Genomic DNA, 22,460 nt, shown 5'->3' with positions numbered 1-22,460 from the left:
TCCTCATGTGGATGAGCGGCCATGGTGTGGTGATTGTCAAAAAATGCATATCACTGAAATTTGGTATTTTGCGAGCCATGAAAAAAGCCAGCACCGTTGCCGATGCTGGCTTTTTGATAGCTGCTAGCGCTTAGCAGATAAGCGCTAGAGCCCGTTTTGGTTGGTAATCCGCAAAGATTACTTGGCGGCGACCACGCGCACCATTTCCAGGCACTTGTTGGAGTAGCCCCACTCGTTGTCGTACCAGGACACGACCTTCACGAAAGTCTTGTCCAGCGCGATACCGGCTTCGGCGTCGAACACGGAGGTGCAGGTTTCACCGCGGAAGTCGGTGGCGACGACCTTGTCTTCGGTGTAACCCAGCACGCCCTTCAGAGCGCCTTGGGACTGGGCCTTCATTTCGGCGCAGATTTCTTCGTAGGTGGCTTCGCTGTTCAGTTCCACGGTCAGGTCAACCACGGACACGTCGGACGTAGGCACGCGGAAGGACATGCCGGTCAGCTTCTTGTTCAGCTCAGGAATCACCACGCCCACAGCCTTGGCAGCGCCGGTGCTGGAGGGGATGATGTTTTCCAGAATGCCGCGGCCGCCGCGCCAGTCTTTGTTCGAAGGGCCGTCCACGGTCTTTTGCGTAGCAGTAGCAGCGTGCACGGTAGTCATCAGGCCGCGCTTGATGCCCCACTTGTCGTTCAGCACCTTGGCCACGGGAGCCAGGCAGTTGGTGGTGCACGAAGCGTTGGAGATGATGGCCTGACCAGCGTAGGTCTTGCAGTTCACGCCGAAGACGAACATGGGGGTGTCGTCTTTGGAAGGAGCCGACATGATGACCTTCTTGGCGCCAGCGTCGATGTGCTTTTGGGCGGTTTCCTTGGTCAGGAACAGGCCGGTGGATTCGATCACGATGTCGGCACCGACTTCGTTCCACTTCAGAGCAGCGGGGTCGCGCTCCTGGGTCAGGCGGATCTTCTTGCCGTTGACGACCAGGGTGTTGCCTTCGACGGAAACTTCACCGTCAAAGCGGCCGTGCACGCTGTCGTACTTCAGCATGTAAGCCAGGTAGTCGGGTTCCAGCAGGTCGTTGATACCGACGATTTCGATGTCGGAGAAGTTTTGCACTGCAGAGCGCAGCACGTTGCGGCCGATGCGGCCAAAACCGTTGATGCCTACCTTGATCGTCATAGTTGCCTCGTCAATAGTGAGTAATGAAAAAACCGGAGCGGATTGTGCCCGGACTGGCAGGCCGATGGCCTCGTCCGGATGGCTGATAGCAGCAAAAGCCTGCATTTCAGCCGGAAAAAAGGGGCACTAGGCCCCTTTTGCTTACTTGGCAGCGCGCTGCAGGGCAACCTGCACAGTGTCAGCCACGTTCTCGGCGGTGAAGCCAAAGTGCTTGAACAGCACGGGTGCGGGAGCGGACTCGCCGTAGGTGTCGATACCGACCACGGCGTCGCAGCCGTACTTCCACCAGCCGTCCGTCACGCCCATTTCCACGGCAATGCGGGGCAGGCCTGCGGGCAGCACGGCCTTCTTGTACTTCACGTCCTGGCGGTCGAACGTGGTGTTGCTGGGCATGGAGACCACGCGCACGGCGATCTTGCGTTCGGCCAGCAGCTTCTGGGCAGCCAGAGCCAGTTGCACTTCGGAGCCGGTGGCGATGATGACGGCCTGAGCCTTCTTCTTGAAGCCGATGTCCTTGGGTTCGCTCAGCACATAGGCGCCGCAGGCGATGTTGTCCAGCGCGTCTTCGGACTTGGGCGAGTAAGCCAGGTTCTGGCGGCTCAGCAGCATGGCTGTGGGCTTGTTCTTCTGGCTCAGGGCCACCGTCCAGGCCACAGCGGTTTCTGTGGTGTCAGCGGGGCGCCACACGTCCAGACCGGGGATCAGGCGCAGGCTGGCTGCGTGCTCGATGGACTGGTGAGTGGGGCCATCTTCGCCCAGACCGATGGAGTCGTGCGTGAACACATGGATCACGCGCTGCTTCATCAGCGCGGCCATGCGGATGGCGTTGCGGCTGTAGTCGGAGAAGGTCAGGAAGGTGCCACCGTAGGGGATGTAACCGCCGTGCAGCGCCACACCGTTCATGATGGCGGCCATGCCGAACTCGCGCACACCGTAGTTGATGTGGCGGCCGATCTGGCCTTCTTCGGTCTTGACCACGGCACCCTTGTCGTCCACGCGGAAAGCGGGGGTGGACTTGGTGTTGGTCAGGTTCGAGCCTGTCAGGTCGGCAGAGCCGCCCAGCAGCTCAGGCAAAGCCGCCGTCAGGCCTTCCAGAGCCAACTGGCTGGCCTTGCGGCTGGCCACAGTAGCACCGGCGTCGTGCGCGTCAGAAGCGATCTTGGCAGCGATTTCACCGAAGTTGGCGGGCAGATCGCCAGCCATGCGGCGGGTGAAGTTGGCGGCTTGCTCGGGGAAGGCGGCGGCGTAGGCGGCGAACTTTTCGTTCCAGCCAGCTTCGGCCTTGGCGCCCTGGTCCTTGGCGTCCCAGTCGGTGTAGACATCGGCGGGGATTTCGAAGGGGCCGTATGTCCAGCCCAGAGCGGCGCGGGTCAGCGCGATTTCTTCGGCGCCCAGAGGTTCGCCGTGTGCCTTGGAGGTGTCCTGGCGGTTAGGCGAGCCCTTGCCGATGCTGGTCTTGCAGCAGATCAGTGTGGGCTTGTCGGCGCTCTTCTTGGCGGCGGCAATGGCCTTGTCCAGCGCGTCCACGTTGTGGCCGTCCACGGCGCGGATCACGTTCCAACCGTAGGCTTCAAAGCGCTCGGGCGTGTTGTCGATGAACCAGGGGGCGACCTTGCCGTCGATGGAGATGCCGTTGTCGTCGTACAGAGCGATCAGCTTGTTCAGCTTCCAGGCGCCAGCCAGTGCAGCGGCTTCGTGCGAGATGCCTTCCATCAGGCAGCCGTCACCCAGGAACACGTAGGTGTGGTGATCGACGATCTCGTGCTTGGGCTGGTTGAACTCGGCAGCCAGCAGCTTTTCAGCCAGCGCAAAGCCCACGGCATTGGTGATGCCCTGACCCAGAGGGCCGGTGGTGGTTTCCACGCCAGGAGTCACGCCCACTTCGGGGTGACCAGCGGTCTTGCTGTGCAGCTGGCGGAAGTTCTTCAGCTCATCCAGGGGCAGGTCGTAGCCGGTCAGATGCAGCAGCGAATAGATCAGCATGGAGCCGTGACCGTTGCTCAGAATGAAACGGTCGCGGTTGGCCCAGTGAGGGTTCACGGGGTTGTGCTGGAGGTGGCGGCTCCACAGCGCAACGGCCATGTCGGCCATGCCCATGGGGGCGCCGGGGTGACCGGAATTGGCTTGTTGAACGGCATCCATTGCGAGTGCACGGATTGCATTCGCCATATTTTGAGTGTTGGCCATCAGGGCGCTCCGAAAAGGAGGGAGTAATTCTGCTAAGCCCAGCATTTTAATAGAGGCCCAATTTTCGCAGGCGCGGTGCGGGTCAATGCTCTACAGTGCTGTCCTGAAAACAGGCTTGGGCCTGCATGAAAGTTTCTCGAAAGTTGACCGTGCATGACTGCTGAAATGACTCCCCCAACCATTGTTCAACCTGCAGCCATGTTGCTTGCAGCCGGGCGTGGCGAACGGATGCGGCCGCTGACCGATGTCACGCCCAAGCCCTTGCTCAAGGTGCAGGGCGTGCCGCTGCTGCAACTGCATATGCAGGCGTTGATTGCTGCGGGCGTGCCCAAGGCGGTCATCAACACTGGCTGGCTGGGCGCGCAGATTCCTGCGTACTTTGGTAATGAATTTGTGCTGCAGCCTGCTCAGGGTGAGCGCAAACTGCTATCACTTTCATACTCTGCAGAGCCTGAAAAAGCGTTTGAAACCGCAGGCGGCATCAGCCGCGCCCTGCCGCAGCTGGGCGAGGTTTTCTGGCTGGCTGCGGGCGATGTGTACGCGCCGGATTTCACCTTTGCTGCCGATGCTGCACAGGCCTTTGCGCAAAGCGATGAACTGGCCCATCTGTGGCTGGTGCCCAACCCTGCGCACAACCCGCGTGGCGACTTTGGGCTGGAGGGCGGCAAGGCGCTGGATTTGCCCGCCGATGATGAACGCCAGCGTTACACCTACAGCACCATTGCGCTACTGAAAGCGCAGCTGTTTGCGCAGCCCTGGTTTGACGTAGAGCCTGGCAACCCAGAAGGCGTGCGCGCACCGCTGGCGCCGCTGCTGCGCCGCGCCATGGCCGATGGACGTGTGGGTGCGTCGCTGTACACCGGGCGCTGGGTGGATGTGGGCACGCCAGAGCGGCTGGAGCTGCTCAATCAGGGCTGAACCTGAGGTGGTAGCGGCGGCAGGCCTGCTGCTTCAAAAATCAAACCATTTCATGCTGTAGTCTTTGCTAATAAAGCGCATGCAGCTATGAAATAGTGAGCGTTATGCGCTGTCTTCCTGCTTGAGCCGGGTGACCAGCGCCACGTACTCGCTCATGGCCGCATCGCGTGCTGCACCTTTGCGCGCCATCCACGCATCAAACTTGGCGCGGCCCACCACATCCATCACGCCGGGGCGAGTGCCGCTGCAGTCGCCCACGCTGCCTTGTTTGTAGAGCGAATAGAGAGCCAGCAGCGTGTCGTTGTCGGGCGCTTTTTGCAAGGTTTTGGAGGTGACCGAAGCCTGCTCAAAGGCCTTTTCGGCGGGCGATGGGCCGTCTTGCACCGGCTCGCCACCAAAGTGCGTGTCTTCGGCTTCGACATCGTCAGGGAACCAACGCGCCTCCAGCAGCTTGCCTTTGCGCATGGACAGGGCCAGCACACCCGGCGATTGCAGCGCGCCGTGGCTCAAAACCGCAGGCGTCACCACCATGCCGCTGTTGAGGCTGGCGCTGCCAAATGTGGTGAATTTGATGGCTGGCGCAGCATCGCTGGCCGCAGCCCATTGCTGCAGGCGCGCCAGGCCTTTGTGGCCGGTATGGCAGCCTGTGGTGCGGTTGTGGCCGGGCTGAAACCAGGCAAAGTCTGGAATGCCACGGGCATAGAGCGCCGCGAAGTCGCCAGTTTCCAGGTCGCCGCACGCCTGTGCAGACAGCTCCTGCATTTGCTGCAGCGTCATGCCTGCATCGGCGGTGGGCACGCCCAGCGATCCGGCGGCGTTGGCGCCGATGAACTCCAGCACACTCTTGGCAACGATTTCCTTGTCGTTGTCCACGCAGACCATGTGATAGCTGTCTTCCAGCACCACCATGCGGGCTTTGGTCTGCCCCTTTTTGCCGTTGATGTTCTGCACCACATAGTTGGCAGAGCTGAGGCTGGTGAGGTCGTCCTCTCGCGCGTGAATGACCAGTGTGGGTGCGACGATCTTGCGCAAGTCCTTGCGCACCATGGCGCGCAGACGATCCACCTGGCGCACGCATTCCAGCGGGAACCAGTTGTAGTGAAAGTTGTCACCGCGTGCGAATTTGGCTTTAACGATGGCGCGCAGTTGCTCGTTCTTGATGCCGTAGGGGTCGCCTTCCTCAATCTTCCAACGCGCCGCAACGCCGGGAATGGGGTAGAGAATGTGCCGTACAAAGGCATACCAGGGCGTGGCCCAGCCGTCATAGAACAGAGGCGGAACCAGCGCGATCAGCTTGCCTTTGGTGTGGCGCTCGCGCTTGACGGTTTCTATGGCCAGCAGGGCGCCCATGCACATGCCCATCACATGCACCTCTTCGTGCAAGGACATGACTTCCAGGTACTTCTGGCGAACGGCTTCTATCCAGTCCTCGGCGGTGACGCCCACCAGATCCTGGGGCGTGGTTCCGTGACCGGGCAGCATCAGTGAATAGGTCACAAAGCCCGCATTTTTCAGCCGCTTGTGCATGGAGCCCAGGTCGTACTGTGTGCCGCCCAGGCCGTGAATCAGAAAGACGGCGGGTTCAGCCACGGGCGGCTCCTGTGGCTACAGGTGCGGCAGGCATCACGCGCACTACGGCAGCAACTTCTTCTACGGCGCCATCGGGGCCGAAGATGGGGGCTAGAGAGGCTTCTACCCAGTAGCTGATGCCGCCCAGCAGCACCTCGTAATGGTCGGCCTGCACGTTGTGGCCGGACTTGGCGCGCTCCCAGGCAGCATGGGCCATGGGCTGGCTGGCGGCATCTACATGAGACAGCCAGTCATCCATGGTCTGCAGACTGTCCAGATGCGCGCCCACAATCTGCTCGGCACCGGGGTTCCAGGTGGCTTCGCCAGTGAAGGGGTCAAACTCTGCACTGAGAACACCGGTGGCTGCCAGCGTGCGTGCAAAGCGCAGCTGCCAGTCCTTGGCCGTGTTCAAGGCACGGTGACGTTCATCCTCCAGGCTGCGGCCAAACAGCAGCAGCACAGCCCAGATGGCGACAAAGGCCTGCGCTTCCAGCGCGGATTCGCCAGCAAAGGCATCCTGCACCGCAAAAGGCCCCGCGCCCGTGGCGCTGCGCCCCACGATCAGCAGGCCGCCAATCAGCATGGCGACGGAGCCGCCGCGTGGCCCCCACAGCATGGACGCTGCTAGCAGGAAGGGCATGGGCAGATAGGCCAGCGTGGTGGCAGAGGTACCCCAGCGCTGCACGTCTGGTGAGAACACGCTGAGCGCCAGCACACCGAAGAGGATAAAAGCCACCAGCCCGGCCAGAAACTGGTTGCGTGTCATGCCGCCGGATCGGCGTGGCCGAAAGCCCTGGTAGGCCAGCACCACAGGAATCAGCAGCAAGATGCCCAGCAGGGTGGAAAACGCCCAGGTTCGCCACTCCAGGCGCCACAGGGTGGCGGGGTTGAGGTAGGTCCAGAACTGCGCCGCCAGTGCCGCGCCCAGTGCGGCGGTGATGACGCCACCGGCCAGCAGGCGCAATGTGGTCTGCATGGCAAGTGGTTCACTCTTGGAACGATAGCTGAAAGCCTTGGCGCCAAGCCAGGCGCAGCCTGTTTCTATGAGGCCGAAGGCAAGCGCTTGCAGCAGCCCCAGGTTGTGGGCCTGCCAGCCCCAGAAGGTGGCGGCCAGCCAGCCGCTGGCAAACAGCAAGGCCATGCTGCGGCCATGCATGAAAAAGGCAAACAGCACAGCAGCGCCCAGCCATACGGGAGCGGACTGGCTCTGGCCCCGCACCAGCCATGAGCAGCCGTAGCCCACCAGCAGATAGAGGGCAAACAAGGTGATGGCGCGGTGCCAGGCGGGGCGTTCGTATTTGGTAGGCATGCCGGGTGATTCCTCAGGCGGCGAACCCTTGAAGGCCCGCCAGGCGTTGAAACAGAGGCCGCGATGCAGCCACTTCCCTGCCAATATAAAAAGCCGGCGGCCAATTTTGATTACAGAAATTCCTGAGGGTGTGAAGCTCTCGCCGTCTGCTATGCTTTTTGGCTTTCTGACTGGCGCAACCGGATGCAATCCCACAGTCCCATTTGTGGCCGTCATCGGGTGATTGCATGCAAATCGTTTTCTTGATGGCACTGGTCGCCTTGGCCAGCTTTTGCCAGAACCTCACAGGCTTTGCGTTTGGCCTGATCTTTGTGGGCGTCGCAGGCGCCACGCAGCTGATGCCTATCGCCGATGCGGCCAATGTGGCCTGCCTGCTGTCCATCATCAATGGCGTCAGCTATATGCGGGCCTACCGTTTTCAGGCGAACTGGACGATGCTCAAGCCCATGCTCATCAGCAGCGTGCTGGGGGTGATCGGCGGCGTGCTGATGCTGCACTGGCTCAGCGGCAATGCGCTGAGCGGCTTGCGCATGCTGCTGGGCGTGGTGATTGTGCTTTGCGCGCTTTTGCTGCTGACGCAGAAGAAGGCGCTGGACAAACCCTCAGGCCCGGGCGCCCTGTGGTTTGCGGGCTTGTCTTCAGGGCTGCTGGGCGGCTTGTTTGCCACGCCTGGCCCGCCCATGGTCTATCACCTCTACCGCCAGCCCATGGATCGCATGCTGGTGCGCCATTGTCTGTTTGCCATGTTTATCACCTGTGCACTGTTGCGGGCAGTGATGGTGGCGGCGCAGGGGCAACTGAACTGGGCTGTGCTGGGGTGGACGGCGATTGCCTTCCCGGTAGTCACCGGTGTGACATGGTGGAGCGCCCGACACCCGCCAGCCCTGCCCAGAAGACTGGTGGAGTGGCTGGTCTGCAGTTTGCTGATTCTCTCGGGGCTGAGCCTGCTGTGGTCAGGCTTCAAGGCGGGCCAGCCCGAGCCTGTGGTGCCTGATGATGCGATGGCGTCTCTGTTCAGTGCGACGTCAGCGAAGGCCGCGATAGCTGACATACCTTATCGGCCCACAGTGTGCTGTGGCTCAACCGGCAGTACGATAGGCGGATGACTTCTGTTTACGCCCAACGCCGCGCACGCTTGGCCGCCCAGTTGGGCGACGGTGGCGTCGCCATCATCCCCACGGCCCCCGAGCTGCACCGCAACCGCGATACCGAGTATCTGTATCGCCACGACAGCTATTTCTATTACCTCACGGGCTTCAGCGAACCCAACGCCTGCCTGGTGCTGACCAGCGACGGCCGCAGCACGCTGTTCTGCCAGCCCAAGGACATTGACCGCGAGGTCTGGACCGGCATCCGCCTGGGCCCGGACGCTGCGCTGAACAAGCTGGGCGTGGACAAGGCCTATTCCAGTGATGAAATCAACACCCGCCTGCCGCGTTTGCTGGAAAACCGCGAGCGCGTCTGGTTCCCCTTCGCTACGCACAAGGGGCTGGCGGAGCAGGTGGAAGGCTGGCTGGGCCAGGTGCGTGCCCGTTCGCGCTTTGGCGTGCTGTGCCCCACACAGCAGGGCGATGCCTGCGCGCTGCTTGATGAGATGCGACTGGTCAAGGACGCGCACGAGCAGGACATCATGCGCCGCGCCGCGCAGATCAGCGCCCAGGCCCATATTCGCGCCATGCAGCGTTCTGCCAGCATGATTCGCCAGGGGCAGGAAGTGCGTGAATACCATCTGGATGCAGAGCTGCTGCACGAGTTCCGCCAGCATGGCTCGCAATATGTGGCTTACGGCTCCATCGTGGCGGCGGGCGCCAATGCCTGCGTGCTGCACTATCAGGCCGACAAGGCGCTGGTGCGCCCCGGCGAGCTGGTGCTGATTGATGCAGGCTGTGAGCTCGATGGCTATGCCAGTGACATCACGCGTACCTTCCCGGCCGACGGCAAGTTCACTGGCCCGCAGCGTGCGCTGCATGACCTGGTGCTGGCCAGTCAGGATGCAGCCGTGGCCGTTACCAAGGCAGGCAACCGCTTCAATGACCCGCACGATGCCACGGTGGCCGTGCTGGCGCAGGGCATGCTGGACCTGGGCCTGCTGGACAGGACCAAATACGGCACGGCGCAGGACGTGATTGAGTCGCGTGCCTACTTCCAGTTCTATATGCACCGCACCGGCCACTGGCTGGGCATGGATGTGCATGACTGCGGCAGCTATGTGGAGCCGAGCGAGCTGGGCGTGGTCAGTGAACGCAAGGATCCGATTTCGGGCGAAACCATTGCCAACCGCCCCAGCCGCATTCTGCAGCCCGGCATGGTGACGACCATTGAGCCCGGCATCTATGTGCGCCCCGCGCCGGGCGTGCCAGAGCAGTTCCACAACATCGGCATTCGTATCGAAGACGATGCCATCGTCACCGCTACAGGCTGTGAACTCATCACCCGCGGCGTGCCCGTGAAGGCCGATGAGATCGAAGCCCTGATGCGCGGCTGACGCAAGAGGCCGCCCGACCATGCGCCCATCGTTTGCCCAGAATGCGGTTCACCGCCCTCCTCAGGAAAGCCGTAGCTGGCGGCTGGGGCTGATGCTGTGGCTGCTGGGCATGCCGGGCGTGTTTTCGCTGGCGCTTTCCATGCAGACGAATTGGCTGATCCAGCTGGAGGATATGTTCTCCATGCCGGTGGAGCGCTGGTCTGTGGCTCTGTGCCTGAGCATGCTGCTGGCGCTGGCTGTCCTGTCTGGTGTGACGCTGGGGCCGCGTGTAGGGCTGGGGGCGCCGCTGTTCACCATTGCGCTGCAGGGGCGCTCGCCCTGGCGCGGAATTCGTTTTCTGAGCCTGCCGGGGCTGGCGGGCGGCATCATCGGTGCGGCCTGGCTGGTGACCCTGGTCATGTTCTGGCCCGAGAGCCTTTCGGTGGTGGACCCGATCTACAGCCTGCCGCTGCTGCCCAAGCTGCTGTATGGCGCCATCACCAGCGAGTTACTGCTGCGCTACGGCGTGCTGACGCTGGTGATGTGGTCCGTCTGGCGGCTGTTCGGGCAGGCGCGGCGCCGCCCCAGTGAGCGGCTGGGCTGGCTGGCTGTGCTCATCTCAGCCCTGCTGGTGGGGCTGGTTCCCGTGCTTCTGTCCTGGTTGCTGCAGGCGCCACTGCCTAGCGTGATGCTGCTGCTGTGCGAGGTGGTTTACGGGCTGCTGGCGGGGGTGCTGTTCTGGCGCTATGGCCTGGAGTCCGCCATTCTGGCCCATCTGGTGGCCTATTTGCTGTCACACGGTCTGGTGTGAGGGCGGGCATTAGAACCCGCCGGGCAAAACTGTTTCAACGCCTTGCTTGATGCAGTGCACAAGAGTCTCAGTGCGCCGCTTTTCTGACTCTGAAGCGCTCTATTATTGATAGCTGCTGGCGCATGTTCTGTATTGGTTCTAATCGCTATTGATTGAATTTTTCAGGGTAGACCTGCGCAAGCCGCTACTGTTTGAGGTAGCCGGCAGCGGGTGGCGGCGTTGTTGCGGCAGCGCCGAAGATGCAGCCATGTAACCGCTTCCGTGCAAGAATTGAAACCCGATTACATCAATCCATCGCGAGAGAGACATTTCATGCAAGTGAGTCGTGCAACCAAGATCGTCGCCACATTGGGCCCCGCTTCCAGCGATCCGCAACTGCTTGAGCAAATGGTGCGCGAAGGCGTGAACGTCGTGCGCCTGAACTTCAGCCACGGCAAGGCGCAGGATCACATCGACCGCGCCACCATGGTGCGTGAAGCGGCACAGCGTGCGGGCCGTGAAGTGGCCATCATGGCCGACCTGCAGGGCCCCAAGATTCGCGTGGGCAAGTTTGCAGAAGGCAAGGTCATGCTGGAGCCGGGCGAACGCTTTGTGCTGGATGCATCACGCACCGAGCTGGGCGACATCAACGGCGTGGGCCTCGATTACAAGGAACTGCCCCGCGACGTGAAGGCAGGCGATGTGCTGCTGCTCAACGACGGCCTGATCGTGCTCACGGTGGATGCCGTGCGCGGCGAAGAAGTGCACACCGTCGTCAAGCTCGGTGGTGAACTGTCCAACAACAAGGGCATCAACAAGCAAGGTGGTGGCCTGACGGCCCCTGCGCTGACCGCCAAGGACATGGAAGACATCAAGACTGCCATGTCCTTCCAGGCCGACTATGTGGCCGTGAGCTTCCCCAAGAACGCCACCGACATGGAAATGGCCCGCCAGCTGTGCAATGTGGCCGCTGCCCAGTACAACCACAAGCCTGGCCTGATTGCCAAGATCGAGCGTGCTGAAGCCATTCCACGTCTGGAGGAAATCCTCAAGGTTTCCGACGGCATCATGGTGGCCCGTGGCGATCTGGCCGTGGAAGTGGGCAATGCAGCCGTGCCTGCGCTGCAGAAAAAAATGATCACCATGGCGCGTGATATGGACAAGGTGGTCATCACTGCGACCCAGATGATGGAGTCCATGATTACCAACCCCGTGCCGACCCGCGCCGAAGTCAGCGACGTGGCCAACGCCGTGCTGGATGGCACGGACGCCGTGATGCTGAGCGCCGAAACTGCAGCCGGCAAGTACCCGCTGGAAACCGTGCGCGAGATGGCCGCCATCTGCGCTGCCGCCGAAGCGGCTGAAGACCGCGTCAAGGATGCCGACTTCAGCAACAGCCAGTTCAAGCGTACCGACCAGGCCATCGCTATTGGCGCGCTGTTCACGGCGCACCACCTGGGTGCCAAGGCCATCGTGGCGCTGACGGATTCCGGCTCGACCGCGCTGTGGATGAGCCGCCACCGCATTCACATCCCTATCTATGCCCTGACGCCCAAGCTGGCCACGCAGCGCAAGATGGCGCTGTACCGCAACGTGCGCCCTCTGCTGATGGATACCAGCGCCGAGCGCGACATGGCGCTGGACCAGGCCAAGGGCCATTTGCTGGCACGCGGCATCGTGCAGTCCGGCGATGTGTACGCCATCACCTGCGGCGAGCCCATGGGCCAGCCCGGTGGGACGAATATGCTCAAGATTTGTCGGGTGGAGTGATCTCCCCCTGAGGCGCTTTGCGCCTTCCCCCTCTCTCTTCGGGAGGGGGACGACACCTTCGCCGCGAGGCGGCTCTTGCTCGGTGTCTCTTTGTTGGGGTGTGCTAGTTCTAAGAAAAAGGCTGCCAGCGCTTTATTGATAAGCGCTGGCAGCTTTTGTTTTGATAGCGGTGCTTAGCTGGTCTGGGGTTGCAGGCGCTGTTTCAGGCGTTTGCGGCGCTGGGCTTGTTTGATGTGCAGGGTGCTGCGCCAGACCAGGGCGGCGCTGACGGCGCCAGTCAGCATGCCGGCCAGTATGTCGGACGGAAAGTGCACGCCCAGCACGACGCGGCTGAGGGCGACGCCGATGGCCAGGGTCCAGCTGCAGATGAGCAGCCAGCGCTGGTGCCGGCCTACGCCCAGATTGACACCCATGGCCAGAGCAAATGCGCCCGCCGCATGCATGCTGGGAAAGCTGGCGCTGGAGCCGTGCTGTATCCACTGATGACCCATGCCCAGCTGGGCGGGCCGGGGCATGGGGATGCCCCAGCGAATCAGGCGGCAGGCAATCCACGCAACAGCCATGGACAGCAGAGCCAGTTGCAGGCTGCGTCGCCAGCCCTTGCCCAGTGCCAGCATGGCCGCAATGACGGGCAGGGCGCACAGGGTGGGAAGCCAGTTGGAGGCAAAGCGCGATGCCTGTATCCACCACAGCGGGCTCTGGGCATTGGCATTCAGAAAATGAAAGACGGGTGGGTCGAAGGGCAGCATGGCAAAGTCTTTCTGAAAATATGGGTCGGGCGCTCGGTCTTGGCTCAGTCCTGCGCGAGTGCGGCGTCGCCCAGGTCGCGCTGGGCCTGCTGGCGGGTGACGACCAGGTCACAGATCCAGCCGCAGGCCCAGCACAGCCAGCCTGTCCACAGCGTGTGACTCATAAAGTGGGCGCCTCGCATCTGTTGCGCCAGCCCCAGTGCAAAGCCTGCGAGCAAGGCCGTTGCCAGCCAGACCCGGGCGGTGCGCGGCAGGGAGTGGCGCAGCGCAAAATAGCCGCTGATGAAGGCAAAGCCTGCCGAGGCATGGCCAGCCGGAAAGCAGTGCCCGCCGCCACCGTCCGTCACGCCCCAGGCCCAGTGAGAGACATAGTGGCCGACACCGCCGAAATCACTGATGTCCCAGGGGCAGCTGGTGGCGCTGACGCGCTTCATGAGCGCCATGACGATCAGCGAAAGCAAGGCGCCCACGACGAGCTGAACGCGGCGTGAATAAGGCACTTTGCGCAACAGGCCCTGCGGCCACCAGATCATCAGACTCAGGCCAAGAACAATGACCCAGGCCAGCTTGCGCGCACCTTCGTGGGCAATATTGACCATGAACCAGTCATTTTTCAGCGCAAAGCCCTGGCTGTTGCCAAACCAGTGGGCCATGGGCATGTCCAGCCCGCTCAGGTCCCAGGCCAGCACGCAGGCCAGGGAAACAAGCGTCCAGCTCAGGACCTTGAGTGGTGTGGCTTCGTGGGTGGTGGGGGCAAGGGCGGCAGAGGAACGCATGACCGCCACCATAGAAAGCGCGTCTTAATGCGCGCTTAAAGCGGCTGGTGAGGGGGTTACCCGCCGGACCAGCGCAGGCGCAGCTGCCGGATTCTGGGCAGCACGCGCAGATGACGGCGTCGTCGCAGCTGGAGGGTGGCACGCCAGATCAGGCAGGCGCTGAGCATGCCGAGCAGGGCACCCGCCAGCACGTCGGACACAAAGTGCACGCCCAGGTGGACCCGGCTCCAGGCCATGGCAATGGCCGCGCCCCAGGCCAGAACGACCAGCCATTTGCGATGGCGGGTGACACCCAGACTGATGGCCATTGCCAGCGCAAAGGCACCGCTGGCGTGCTGGCTGGGAAAGCTGGAGCGCCCGCCGTGATGCACCCAGAGCGTGCCCAGCTCCATCTGATAGGGGCGCTGCGTGGGAAAGCCCCAGCGAATGAGTCTGACCATCAGCCAGGCCAGCGCCATGGAAAGCAGCAGCATCAGCATATTGCGGCGCAGGGCGGGGGAGCCGAAGACCAGGGTGCCAAGTACCAGTACGGCACTGAGGTTGGGCACCCATTGCGAGAGGATGCGCGCCAGCTGGATGCTGTACCAGGGCGTCTGGGCGTCGGCATTGAACAGCGCAAACAACAGGGGGTCGAAAGAGAACATGGGTGCGCTGCTGGGTTGAATTGCCAAAATGTTAAACGCAAACCAGAGGGCGAAGAATGTCGGTCGGCAAGGCCTGCACGGCGGGGCGCAGCCAGCCTCTGCTAAAAGTGCGCTGGGCTGCGGTTGGCGTGTGAACCCGGTGGATATTCGATTGCCCCGCACAATGCAGCCATGCGAATTCTGGTCGTCGAGGACAACGAAGGTATTGCGGCGGGCCTGCGTACCAATCTCATGCAGCGTGGCTATGCCGTGGACATGTGTGCCAGCGTGGCACAGGCCTGGCATGCGCTGAGCAGCGAGCGCTTTGATGCCGTGCTGCTGGATCTGGGCTTGCCGGATGGTGATGGCAGCGAGATTGTGCGCCGCCTGCGTGCGCAAACGGCCCGCCCCGGCGTGCCGCAGCTGCCAGACCCGACCACGCCGGTGCTGATTCTTACCGCGCGAGACCAGGTTCAGGACCGGGTGGCGGGCCTGAATCTGGGGGCGGATGACTATCTCGTCAAACCCTTTGACATGGATGAGCTGGAAGCAAGGCTGCGCGCCATGATGCGCCGCGCTGCAGGGCAGGCATCGCCGGTGATTCGCCATGGCGATCTGGAGATAGACCCCGCATCCCGAACGCTGAAGCAGGCTGGGCGCAAGGTGGAAGTGTCCCCGCGTGAATTTGCCGTGCTGTGGGCCTTGCTGCAGGTGCGGGGCCGCGTGCTGTCGCGCGCGCAGATTGAGGAGCACCTCTACAGCTGGGGCGAAGCCGTGGAGAGCAATGCGGTGGAGGTCTATGTTCACCATCTGCGCAAAAAGCTGGGTCCTCAGGTCATTGTGACCATGCGTGGCGTGGGCTACTTCATGCCGCAGGAGCAGGAGTGAAAAGCTTGGCACCCAAGACGCAGGGACGCAGCTCGCTGCAGCTGACGCTGCTGGCATGGATGCTGGCGGCGCTGGCCGTGGTCTGGGCCAGCTTTGTCATCTGGGGCTATCAGACGGGTGTGCATGAGGCCGACGAGCTGACCGACGGGCACCTAGCCAGTGTGGCCACGCTGGCCCTGAACTGGCATGTGCAAGACGATGTTCCTGTGCGGGAGAGCACACCCGTCAAGCCGCCTGCGGGGCTGCATGCCCATGACTATCAGGAGTCGCTCAGTGTGGTGCTCTGGAACGAAAACGGCGCCGTCGTTTCGCGCACAGGTCAGGCGCCCTTGCCCGATTTCGGTATCGAGCAGGGCTTTGCCACGATTGGCAGCAAGCCCAAGGAATCCTGGCGCAGTTACACGCAGTGGAGTGCGGATAAAAAAGCCAAGGTCGTCGTCATGATTTCGCTGGCCGAGCGCGACAGCCTGGCCAATGACATCGCGATGCAGATGATTGAGCCGGGCTTTTGGCTGCTGCCCATCATCGTGGTGACGCTGGGCGTGGCCATGCGCCGGGGGCTGAGGCCTCTGAATCAGCTCACGCAGCGCGTGCAGGGGCTGAACCTGAATCAGGACCAGCGGGTCTCTGATGAGGCTGTGCCGCGTGAGCTGGCCCCCATGGTCATCGCCATCAACACCTTGCTGGACCGGCAGCAGGAGGCACTGGTGCGTGAACGCAATCTGGCCAATGAGGTGGCCCATGAGCTGCGCACGCCGCTGGCCTCCATCGTGCTGCAGGCCCGGGCGCTGGAATCAACGCGCTCGGGGGAAGGCGCTGACCCTGTCATGCATGCCGCCCTGCAGCGCATTGGCAAGGACGCCATGCATGCAGGACATGTGCTCGATCAGTTGCTGACGCTGGCGAGAGCCGGGCGCGGCATGCAGGATGCGCCGCTGAAGATGGTGAACTGGGCCGACATTGCCCGCGATGTGGCCGCAGCCCAGGCCCAGCAGGCCTGGCAGCGCGAAGACGTGATTGCGGTGGAGGCGCCGCAAGCCCTGACGGTTCGTGGCAATGCACTGCTGCTGGATTCCGCTCTGCGCAACCTGGTGGAAAACGCTGTGCGCCACACCCCTTGCGGCACGCAGATCGAAGTGCAGGCCGGGCTGGATGCGCAGCAGCAGATGGCCTGGATACAGGTCTGCGACGATGGCCGCCGCGATGCGGCGCCTGAGCACCAGCCCCCGGTGGACAGCCTGCACCTGGGCCATGAAATCGTGGACCGCGTCATGCGCGCCCATGGCGGGCGTTTCATCCAGACTGATGCGCCGCAAGGCTTCACCACCTGCTACCGCATGGAAATGCCATCAGCCGGTTAAAATAGCCGGTTACTAAGCGGTTACCGAAAGGGACCGCTGGTCTTTCCCCAGGCCACAGCTGTTGTGCGGCGCACTGCAGTCATTCATTGCCGGGGGCGTTACCTCTCAAAAACTTTGAACGGAACCCACCATGCCTTTGATCTCGATGCGCGAAATGCTGGACCATGCTGCTGAAAACGGCTATGGCATCCCCGCCTTCAACGTGAACAACCTGGAACAGGTGCAGGCCGTGATGTCGGCAGCTGACGAAGTCGGCGCACCCGTGATCCTGCAGGCCAGCGCTGGCGCCCGCAAGTACGCCGGTGAGCCCTTCATCAAGCACCTGATTCAAGCCGCTGCCGAGCAGTACCCCCACATCCCTCTGGTGATGCACCAGGATCACGGTACGACCCCCGATATCTGCCAGGGCGCACTGAACCTGGGCTTTGGCTCGGTGATGATGGACGGCTCGCTGATGAGCGACGGCAAGACCCCTTCGTCCTTCGACTACAACGTGGACGTGACCCAGCAAGTGGTGGCCATGGCCCACAAGATTGGTGCCACCGTCGAAGGCGAACTGGGCTGCTTGGGCAATCTGGAAACTGGCGAAGCCGGTGAAGAAGACGGCATTGGCGCTGAAGGCAAGCTGGACCACAGCCAGATGCTGACCGACCCCGAAGAAGCTGCCGTGTTCGTGAAGGCCACCCAGCTGGATGCTCTGGCCATCGCCATTGGTACCAGCCACGGCGCCTACAAGTTCAGCCGCAAGCCTACAGGCGACATTCTGGCGATCAGCCGCGTCAAGGAAATCCACGCCCGCATCCCCAACACCCACCTGGTGATGCACGGCTCTTCTTCCGTGCCCCAGGAACTGCTGGCCATCATCAACCAGTACGGCGGCAAGATGAAGGAAACCTACGGCGTGCCCGTGGAAGAAATCCAGGAAGCCATCAAGTTCGGCGTGCGCAAGATCAACATCGACACCGACATCCGCCTGGCAATGACGGGCGCCGTGCGCAAGTTCATGGCCGAGAACCCCGACAAGTTCGATGCCCGCGAATGGCTCAAGCCTGCCCGCGAAGCCGCCAAGCTGGTCTGCAAGGCTCGCTACATCGAGTTCGGCTGCGAAGGCCAGGGGGGCAAGATCAAGGGCTACAGCCTGGATCAAATGGCCAAGAAGTACTCCGCTGGCGATCTGGCCCAGCTGGTCAAGTAATACTTCTGTTTTGATAGCTGCTGGCGCTTTTCTGTAAAGCGCCTGAGGCTCAAAACAATCAAAGCCCGCAAGGTTTGCCCTGCGGGCTTTTTTGTGGCCTTGGCCTTAGCGCCAGTAACTGCTGATCTGCGAGCGCAGCTGCGGCTGTTGCTCTCGCACCCAGTGGCGCAAGGCCTTGGCATGGGCATCACCGCAGGCGGCCCAGAGCCGTTCGGGCGGATTGCCCTGCCACCGCAGCCGCTCCATGGTTTGCAGCAGCATCTGAGGTGAGGGGGCGACCAGCCAGCGTAGCTTGTGGTCTTCGGGCAGTGGCAGGCTGCGGATTTCTGCGGCATCTTCCACCATGGCAATCACCTGAACCTGCGCATCGGGTGCCAGATTCTGCAGCTGCCTGGCAAGCGCAGGCAGGGCGCAGTTGTCTGCCACCAGCACCATGCGCGATGCGCTGTGCAGGCGACCACCAGCCGGGGTGATGGCTCCCACCTCGTCGCCGGGCTGCGCCATGTCTGCCCAGTGGCTGCCCGGTGCATCGGCGGCTGATGTGGCATGGCCATGGCGCAGCATGTCGATCTCTATCCAGCCTTCCTGCACATGGCTGTGGACGATGGTGTAGATGCGCTGCGGCAGCGGTGGTGCGGATTCGGGGTATTGCAGTCGGCCTTCGCTGCCCATGGTGGGCCACAGGGCTGGCTGGCCGGGCGCAGGCAGCAGCAGGCGCAGGTGAAGACCGTCGCCGTCAATCAAGCTGGGCAGGTGCTCTGCCTGCAGTCGAAAGCGCCGCATGCGCGCCGTGATGTCGGTGCGCTGCAGCACCCGCAGGCGCTGAAAGCCGGGGCGGGCCAGCGCATCGTCGCCGTCTGCATCGCTCCAGACGATAGAGATGCGCTGGGGGTCTTGCTGCTGCTCGCTCAAGAATTCCTGCGCGTGCTCCAGCAGCGACATCTTGATCAAGGCCAGCATGGGTGCGTCCACGGGCCAGACTTCGCATTCCAGCATCTCATCTGCGCGGGTGTTCAGCTCCAGCGTGCCCACGCTATCCATCATCAGCCGGTGACTGCCGGCTGCGCTCCCTGCTGTGACCTGTACGCCTTCTTGCTGCAAGTGCTCCATCAGCCATTGCAGGTAAGCCGGGGCCAGCGGCATGTGCAGTGTGGCGCGGGCAGAAGCGGGTGTCTCAGCGGTCATGAGAGAGCACCTTGCGGTAGCGCGCAAGCAGTGCGCGGGCCGCCCACCAGGACAGCAGTGCCAGTGCTGTGGCTACACCGAACATGGCGGCAAAGCCCAGTTGCTTGGCGATATAGCCCCCCGCCATGGCGCTGAGCATGTAGCTCAGCAGTTCTGCGCAGACCAGTACGCTGAAGTCTGTGCCGGGTTGCCTGGGCGAAGCGGCTTCCATGAACAAGGCGTACAGGCCCACCATTTCCATATAGCGCAGCATGCTCAGCGACATGGCCAGAAAGCCTAGCATGGGCGTGTGAGCCATGGGGCCGAGCATGGCCAGCATGCCCAGTGCGTGGATTCCAAAAAGAAGATAGCAGGCTACCCGCATCCCGCTTAGGCTCAAAAGCACTTTGTCGGGGGTGCTGCGCATCAGCCATCTGGCGCCCAGGATGCTGCCTATCAGCCCTGCAACCGTGGCAGAGCTGCCCAGCAGGCCTCCGGCTTCGGACAGGCGCAGGCCGTTGTGCATCAGGTAGCTGCTCTCCATGGTGCGCACCATGCCCTCGCTGGCGCGGTACACCAGTGCCAGGCCCAGAATGCTCCAGGCGCCGGGGCGCTGAAAGAATCTGCGCAGAGAGGCGCGCTCTTGCACCTCAAGCGTGCTCACAGGGCTTTCGCGCATCCAGGGCAGTGCGGCCAGTGGCAGCAGAGACAGGCTGGCCATCAGCAGCAAGGTGGCGGACCAGCCCCAGCGCTCGAACAGCCACATGGACAGCGTGCCGCCCAGCAGCACGCCCACGGCAACGGCACCGGCCTGAATGCCGTTGCCTGTGGCGCGTTCGCTGGGGCGCAGCAGGCGCGTGGCATAGCCGTCGGTGGCAATGTCCTGTGTGGCAATCGACAGGGCAATCAGCATGCCCGCCAGCAGCACGGCGGTGATGTGGCCGGGGTCGCTGAACGCCAGTAGCGCAATGCCTGCGCTGGTGCACAGCTGCGTGATGACGACCCAGCCCCGGCGATGGCCCAGACGGCCAAAGCGGGTGCGGTCCACCAGGGGTGCCCAGAGGAATTTGAGAATCAGCGGCAGCATCAGCACCGACAGCATGCCGACCTTGTCCAGCCCCAGCCCCAGAGAGCGCAGCGCTGCGGGCACTGCCATGATGAGCAGATAGGACGGAATGCTCTGCGCCAGATACAGCGCGGCCACCAGCGCCCAGCGCTGGCGGCCTGCTGCTGCGCCGGAGGCAGATGGCTCGGCGCTCAGTGTGACTTCTGCCATGCTCAATAGTCCACGCGGTAAGTCACGCTGAGCGTGCGGCCCCGGCCATAGAAGGCAAAGGTGTCACGCGAGACAGGCGGCACGGCATACAAGGCCATGGCGCGCTGGGACCAGGTGCTCAGGTACTGCTTGTCCAGCAGGTTCTGCACGCCCAGCTGCAACTGGCCTACGGGCAGCTTCACCGTGCTCATCAGGTCCAGCGTGGTGTAGCCCTTCATGCGCTGGCCGGCGGAGTCCTTGAGCGATGCCATATGCGTGGCCTGCAGGCGGGTGTTCCAGTTCTGATAGCGCCATGTGGCATGTGCTGTCAGCTTGGAGGGGCTGGCCGTCATGATGCTCTGGCGCTGCCACTGGTTGTTGCTCTTGTTTTCAGAGCGAATCCACAGCCAGCTGCCACCCACGGTCCACTGGTTGTTGACCTGATAGTCCAGTGCCCCTTCCCAGCCGAAGTTGCGGCGTTTGTCGTCCACCACATCAATGACCAGTGTCCCGGGCGACAGCAGCATGTTCTTGTCAGACCATGCATAGAACACGGCACTCTGCGCCTTCAGCGGGCCCATATTGCCGCGCCAGCCCAGCTCTACCTGGCGAGTCTTGATGCCTTGCAGTGGCGAGCTGGAGGGGCTTACGCCGCGCACCAGCTGCCAGTGAGTGCCATTGAGCACATATTGCCCCTGGCCGTAGTACTTGGCGGGGTCGGGCAGCTCGAAACCTTCGGAATAGCTGACCCAGCTGTCATGTCCCTTGGCGGGTTTGAAGTTCAGCCCCAGATTGAACAGGCTGACGTTGTAGCTATTCCCTCCGCCCGGCACGGCGTCGGCCGTCTTGCCCTGACCGTACAGCGGCATGACCTGCTGGGTGGCCGAGACAAAATCGTCCACGCTCAGGCGCATGCGCTGGTGGCGCAGGCCCGCATTGAGCGTGGTGCGCTCGTTGAGCTTCCACTCGCCCTGGGCAAACAATGCGGCGCTGCGCACGCGATAGTCGGGGTAGCGCCCTGTTTCGGCAAAAGCCTTGTTGACCATGCCGCCCGAGGCCAGGCCCAGATTGCGGTCAAAAATGGTCTGGCTGGAGTCAAAACGCTCGTCATCCCAGTCCAGCCCGTAGCGCAGATTGAGGTCGCCAAACTGTTTGGACAAGGCGGCCTTGAAGCCAAAGACATCGGTGTTCTGATGGGTGGCCGAGATATAGGAACCGGGATAGGGCGCGAAGTCCAGGTTTTCCTTGCGGTAGAAGGCCTGCAGATACAGGTCCTGCCCGCCCAGCACATTGCCCGCGCTGTAGTCGGCGTTGAGCATGAAGCGCTCGGTCATGGGCATGACATCGCTCTGGAAACCCTTGCGCTGCTCCAGCAGCTCAGGGCGGCCAAAAATACCCGCCAGATTGGGCCCGGCGTACAGATAACTGCCGCCGTCGAACTTGTTGCGGTAGTACTGGCCCGTCAGGCTCAGGTGCTGCTGCGCGCCCAGCTTGAATTGCAGATTGCCCAGCACATCCATGCTGCGCGTGTTCTGCAGATCGGTCTGGGTGATATCGGTGCGAACCTTGTTGCCCTTGGCGTCATAGAAATCACCGGCATCCTGCACCGCAATGCCCAGCCGCCCCTGCACGGTTTCGTTGCCGCCCGCAATCGACTGGGCCAGTCGCCACTGATGGTCTCCGCTGCCTGCAAAGCCGCTGGTCAGCCCCACTTCGCTGCTGTAGCGCGTGGGGCTGTCTCCGGCCTTCTTGGTGATGATGTTCACAATGCCGCCCGTGGCGCCGCCGCCATACAGGGCGCTGGCGCCGGAAAGCACCTCAATGCGCTCGATGTGGAAAGCGTCGATGGAATCCAGCTGCCGCGCCGTGGCGCGAGAGGAGTTGAGGGAGACGCCATCAATCATCACCAGCATGGGGCGGCCACGCAGGTTTTGACCGAAGGCACTGCGCCCCTGGTTGCCCAGGTCGATGCCCGGCACCAGATGGCCCAGCGCTTCCTTCAGATTCAGCCCGGCCTGCATCTGCGTCTGCAGCTCCGCACTGTCGATGATCTGGACGGTGGAGGTGAGCTCACCACGGTTCTGTGCCAGCCGCGAGCTGCTGACAGTTTGCGTGGCCAGCTCTGCTTCTGCTATTGATTCGGGAGCTGCTTGCGCAATTTCCGTATTGGCTTGAGCATGAAAATGCATCAAAAGCATGGCAGCAAGGCTGATAGGCAGCAGGCGCATCGGGGTGCCGGTTTGCACAGAGGAAGAAGTCGGGG

Annotated in this window: 18 protein-coding genes; 8 read left to right on the top strand and 10 right to left on the bottom strand. The window is 62.6% G+C overall.

The window, feature by feature from the left end:
• Nucleotides 1–177 precede the first annotated feature (177 nt).
• Both gap and tkt read right to left on the bottom strand, forming a co-directional pair.
• A complete protein-coding gene (gene gap / locus JDW18_RS21655) occupies nucleotides 178–1,179 on the bottom strand; it encodes a type I glyceraldehyde-3-phosphate dehydrogenase (RefSeq protein ID WP_218241638.1) in 1,002 nt (333 codons plus the stop codon).
• A 141-nt stretch (nucleotides 1,180–1,320) separates the two neighbouring features.
• Entirely contained in the window at nucleotides 1,321–3,366 is a 2,046-nt protein-coding gene (gene tkt, locus JDW18_RS21650) for a transketolase (RefSeq protein ID WP_218241637.1), read from the bottom strand.
• Nucleotides 3,367–3,531: 165 nt separating this feature from the next.
• Here tkt and JDW18_RS21645 point away from each other — a divergent pair, with 165 nt between their 5' ends.
• On the top strand, nucleotides 3,532–4,284 hold the full coding sequence (locus JDW18_RS21645; RefSeq protein WP_246610166.1) for a nucleotidyltransferase family protein: 753 nt from the start codon (nucleotides 3,532–3,534) through the stop codon (nucleotides 4,282–4,284).
• A 102-nt stretch (nucleotides 4,285–4,386) separates the two neighbouring features.
• On the opposite strand, the gene JDW18_RS21640 is transcribed toward JDW18_RS21645, so the two are convergent.
• Both JDW18_RS21640 and JDW18_RS21635 read right to left on the bottom strand, forming a co-directional pair.
• Complete coding sequence (locus JDW18_RS21640; RefSeq protein WP_246610164.1) at nucleotides 4,387–5,874, bottom strand: acyl-CoA-binding protein; 1,488 nt, start codon at nucleotides 5,872–5,874, stop codon at nucleotides 4,387–4,389.
• Nucleotides 5,867–7,162, bottom strand: coding sequence for an MASE1 domain-containing protein (locus JDW18_RS21635; RefSeq protein WP_218241636.1), 1,296 nt, complete (start codon nucleotides 7,160–7,162; stop codon nucleotides 5,867–5,869). The genes JDW18_RS21640 and JDW18_RS21635 overlap by 8 nt, the downstream gene beginning before the upstream one ends.
• A 227-nt stretch (nucleotides 7,163–7,389) precedes the next feature.
• Here JDW18_RS21635 and JDW18_RS21630 point away from each other — a divergent pair, with 227 nt between their 5' ends.
• From JDW18_RS21630 to pyk, 4 genes are all read left to right on the top strand, one after another.
• Nucleotides 7,390–8,268: a sulfite exporter TauE/SafE family protein gene (locus tag JDW18_RS21630; protein WP_218241635.1), complete on the top strand. Its 879-nt coding sequence runs from the start codon at nucleotides 7,390–7,392 to the stop codon at nucleotides 8,266–8,268.
• A complete protein-coding gene (locus JDW18_RS21625) occupies nucleotides 8,265–9,647 on the top strand; it encodes an aminopeptidase P N-terminal domain-containing protein (protein ID WP_218241634.1) in 1,383 nt (460 codons plus the stop codon). The genes JDW18_RS21630 and JDW18_RS21625 overlap by 4 nt, the downstream gene beginning before the upstream one ends.
• A gap of 19 nt (nucleotides 9,648–9,666) precedes the next feature.
• A complete protein-coding gene (locus JDW18_RS21620; RefSeq protein ID WP_218241633.1) occupies nucleotides 9,667–10,437 on the top strand; it encodes an abortive infection protein in 771 nt (256 codons plus the stop codon).
• Between the two features lie 312 nt (nucleotides 10,438–10,749).
• The gene (pyk, locus tag JDW18_RS21615) at nucleotides 10,750–12,186 is read left to right on the top strand and encodes a pyruvate kinase (RefSeq protein ID WP_218241632.1); all 1,437 of its coding nucleotides are present in this window, start codon (nucleotides 10,750–10,752) and stop codon (nucleotides 12,184–12,186) included.
• 173 nt (nucleotides 12,187–12,359) lie between these two features.
• On the opposite strand, the gene JDW18_RS21610 is transcribed toward pyk, so the two are convergent.
• Genes JDW18_RS21610 through JDW18_RS21600 form a run of 3 tightly spaced genes read right to left on the bottom strand, consistent with a single transcriptional unit; the run spans nucleotide 12,360 to nucleotide 14,355 of the window.
• The gene (locus JDW18_RS21610; protein WP_218241631.1) at nucleotides 12,360–12,935 is read right to left on the bottom strand and encodes a phosphatase PAP2 family protein; all 576 of its coding nucleotides are present in this window, start codon (nucleotides 12,933–12,935) and stop codon (nucleotides 12,360–12,362) included.
• A 44-nt stretch (nucleotides 12,936–12,979) separates the two neighbouring features.
• On the bottom strand, nucleotides 12,980–13,711 hold the full coding sequence (locus tag JDW18_RS21605) for a phosphatase PAP2 family protein (RefSeq protein ID WP_218241630.1): 732 nt from the start codon (nucleotides 13,709–13,711) through the stop codon (nucleotides 12,980–12,982).
• 56 nt (nucleotides 13,712–13,767) lie between these two features.
• On the bottom strand, nucleotides 13,768–14,355 hold the full coding sequence (locus tag JDW18_RS21600; RefSeq protein ID WP_218241629.1) for a phosphatase PAP2 family protein: 588 nt from the start codon (nucleotides 14,353–14,355) through the stop codon (nucleotides 13,768–13,770).
• A 171-nt stretch (nucleotides 14,356–14,526) separates the two neighbouring features.
• Here JDW18_RS21600 and JDW18_RS21595 point away from each other — a divergent pair, with 171 nt between their 5' ends.
• The 3 genes from JDW18_RS21595 to fba all read left to right on the top strand — a co-directional run bounded on the left by JDW18_RS21595 (nucleotide 14,527) and on the right by fba (nucleotide 17,778).
• A complete protein-coding gene (locus tag JDW18_RS21595; RefSeq protein WP_218241628.1) occupies nucleotides 14,527–15,222 on the top strand; it encodes a response regulator transcription factor in 696 nt (231 codons plus the stop codon).
• Between the two features lie 5 nt (nucleotides 15,223–15,227).
• On the top strand, nucleotides 15,228–16,583 hold the full coding sequence (locus JDW18_RS21590; protein ID WP_425514820.1) for a histidine kinase dimerization/phospho-acceptor domain-containing protein: 1,356 nt from the start codon (nucleotides 15,228–15,230) through the stop codon (nucleotides 16,581–16,583).
• A gap of 130 nt (nucleotides 16,584–16,713) precedes the next feature.
• Nucleotides 16,714–17,778, top strand: coding sequence for a class II fructose-bisphosphate aldolase (fba, locus tag JDW18_RS21585; RefSeq protein ID WP_218241627.1), 1,065 nt, complete (start codon nucleotides 16,714–16,716; stop codon nucleotides 17,776–17,778).
• A 105-nt stretch (nucleotides 17,779–17,883) separates the two neighbouring features.
• Here fba and JDW18_RS21580 read toward each other — a convergent pair whose 3' ends face one another.
• From JDW18_RS21580 to JDW18_RS21570, 3 genes are read right to left on the bottom strand one after another with little or no spacing between them, the layout of a single operon-like run.
• The gene (locus tag JDW18_RS21580) at nucleotides 17,884–18,963 is read right to left on the bottom strand and encodes a siderophore-interacting protein (RefSeq protein WP_218241626.1); all 1,080 of its coding nucleotides are present in this window, start codon (nucleotides 18,961–18,963) and stop codon (nucleotides 17,884–17,886) included.
• Nucleotides 18,953–20,218 (bottom strand): MFS transporter, encoded by a 1,266-nt coding sequence (locus tag JDW18_RS21575; RefSeq protein ID WP_218241625.1) that lies wholly within the window; start codon nucleotides 20,216–20,218, stop codon nucleotides 18,953–18,955. The genes JDW18_RS21580 and JDW18_RS21575 overlap by 11 nt, the downstream gene beginning before the upstream one ends.
• Before the next feature lie 2 nt (nucleotides 20,219–20,220).
• Nucleotides 20,221–22,386, bottom strand: a complete 2,166-nt coding sequence (locus JDW18_RS21570; RefSeq protein ID WP_218241624.1) for a TonB-dependent receptor — start codon at nucleotides 22,384–22,386, stop codon at nucleotides 20,221–20,223.
• Between the last annotated feature and the right edge of the window lie 74 nt (nucleotides 22,387–22,460).

The organism is Comamonas fluminis, from assembly GCF_019186805.1.
Classification (GTDB): domain Bacteria; phylum Pseudomonadota; class Gammaproteobacteria; order Burkholderiales; family Burkholderiaceae_C; genus Comamonas; species Comamonas fluminis.
Note: the sequence above shows the minus strand (reverse complement) of the source record. Positions and strands in the feature narration are given on the sequence as shown.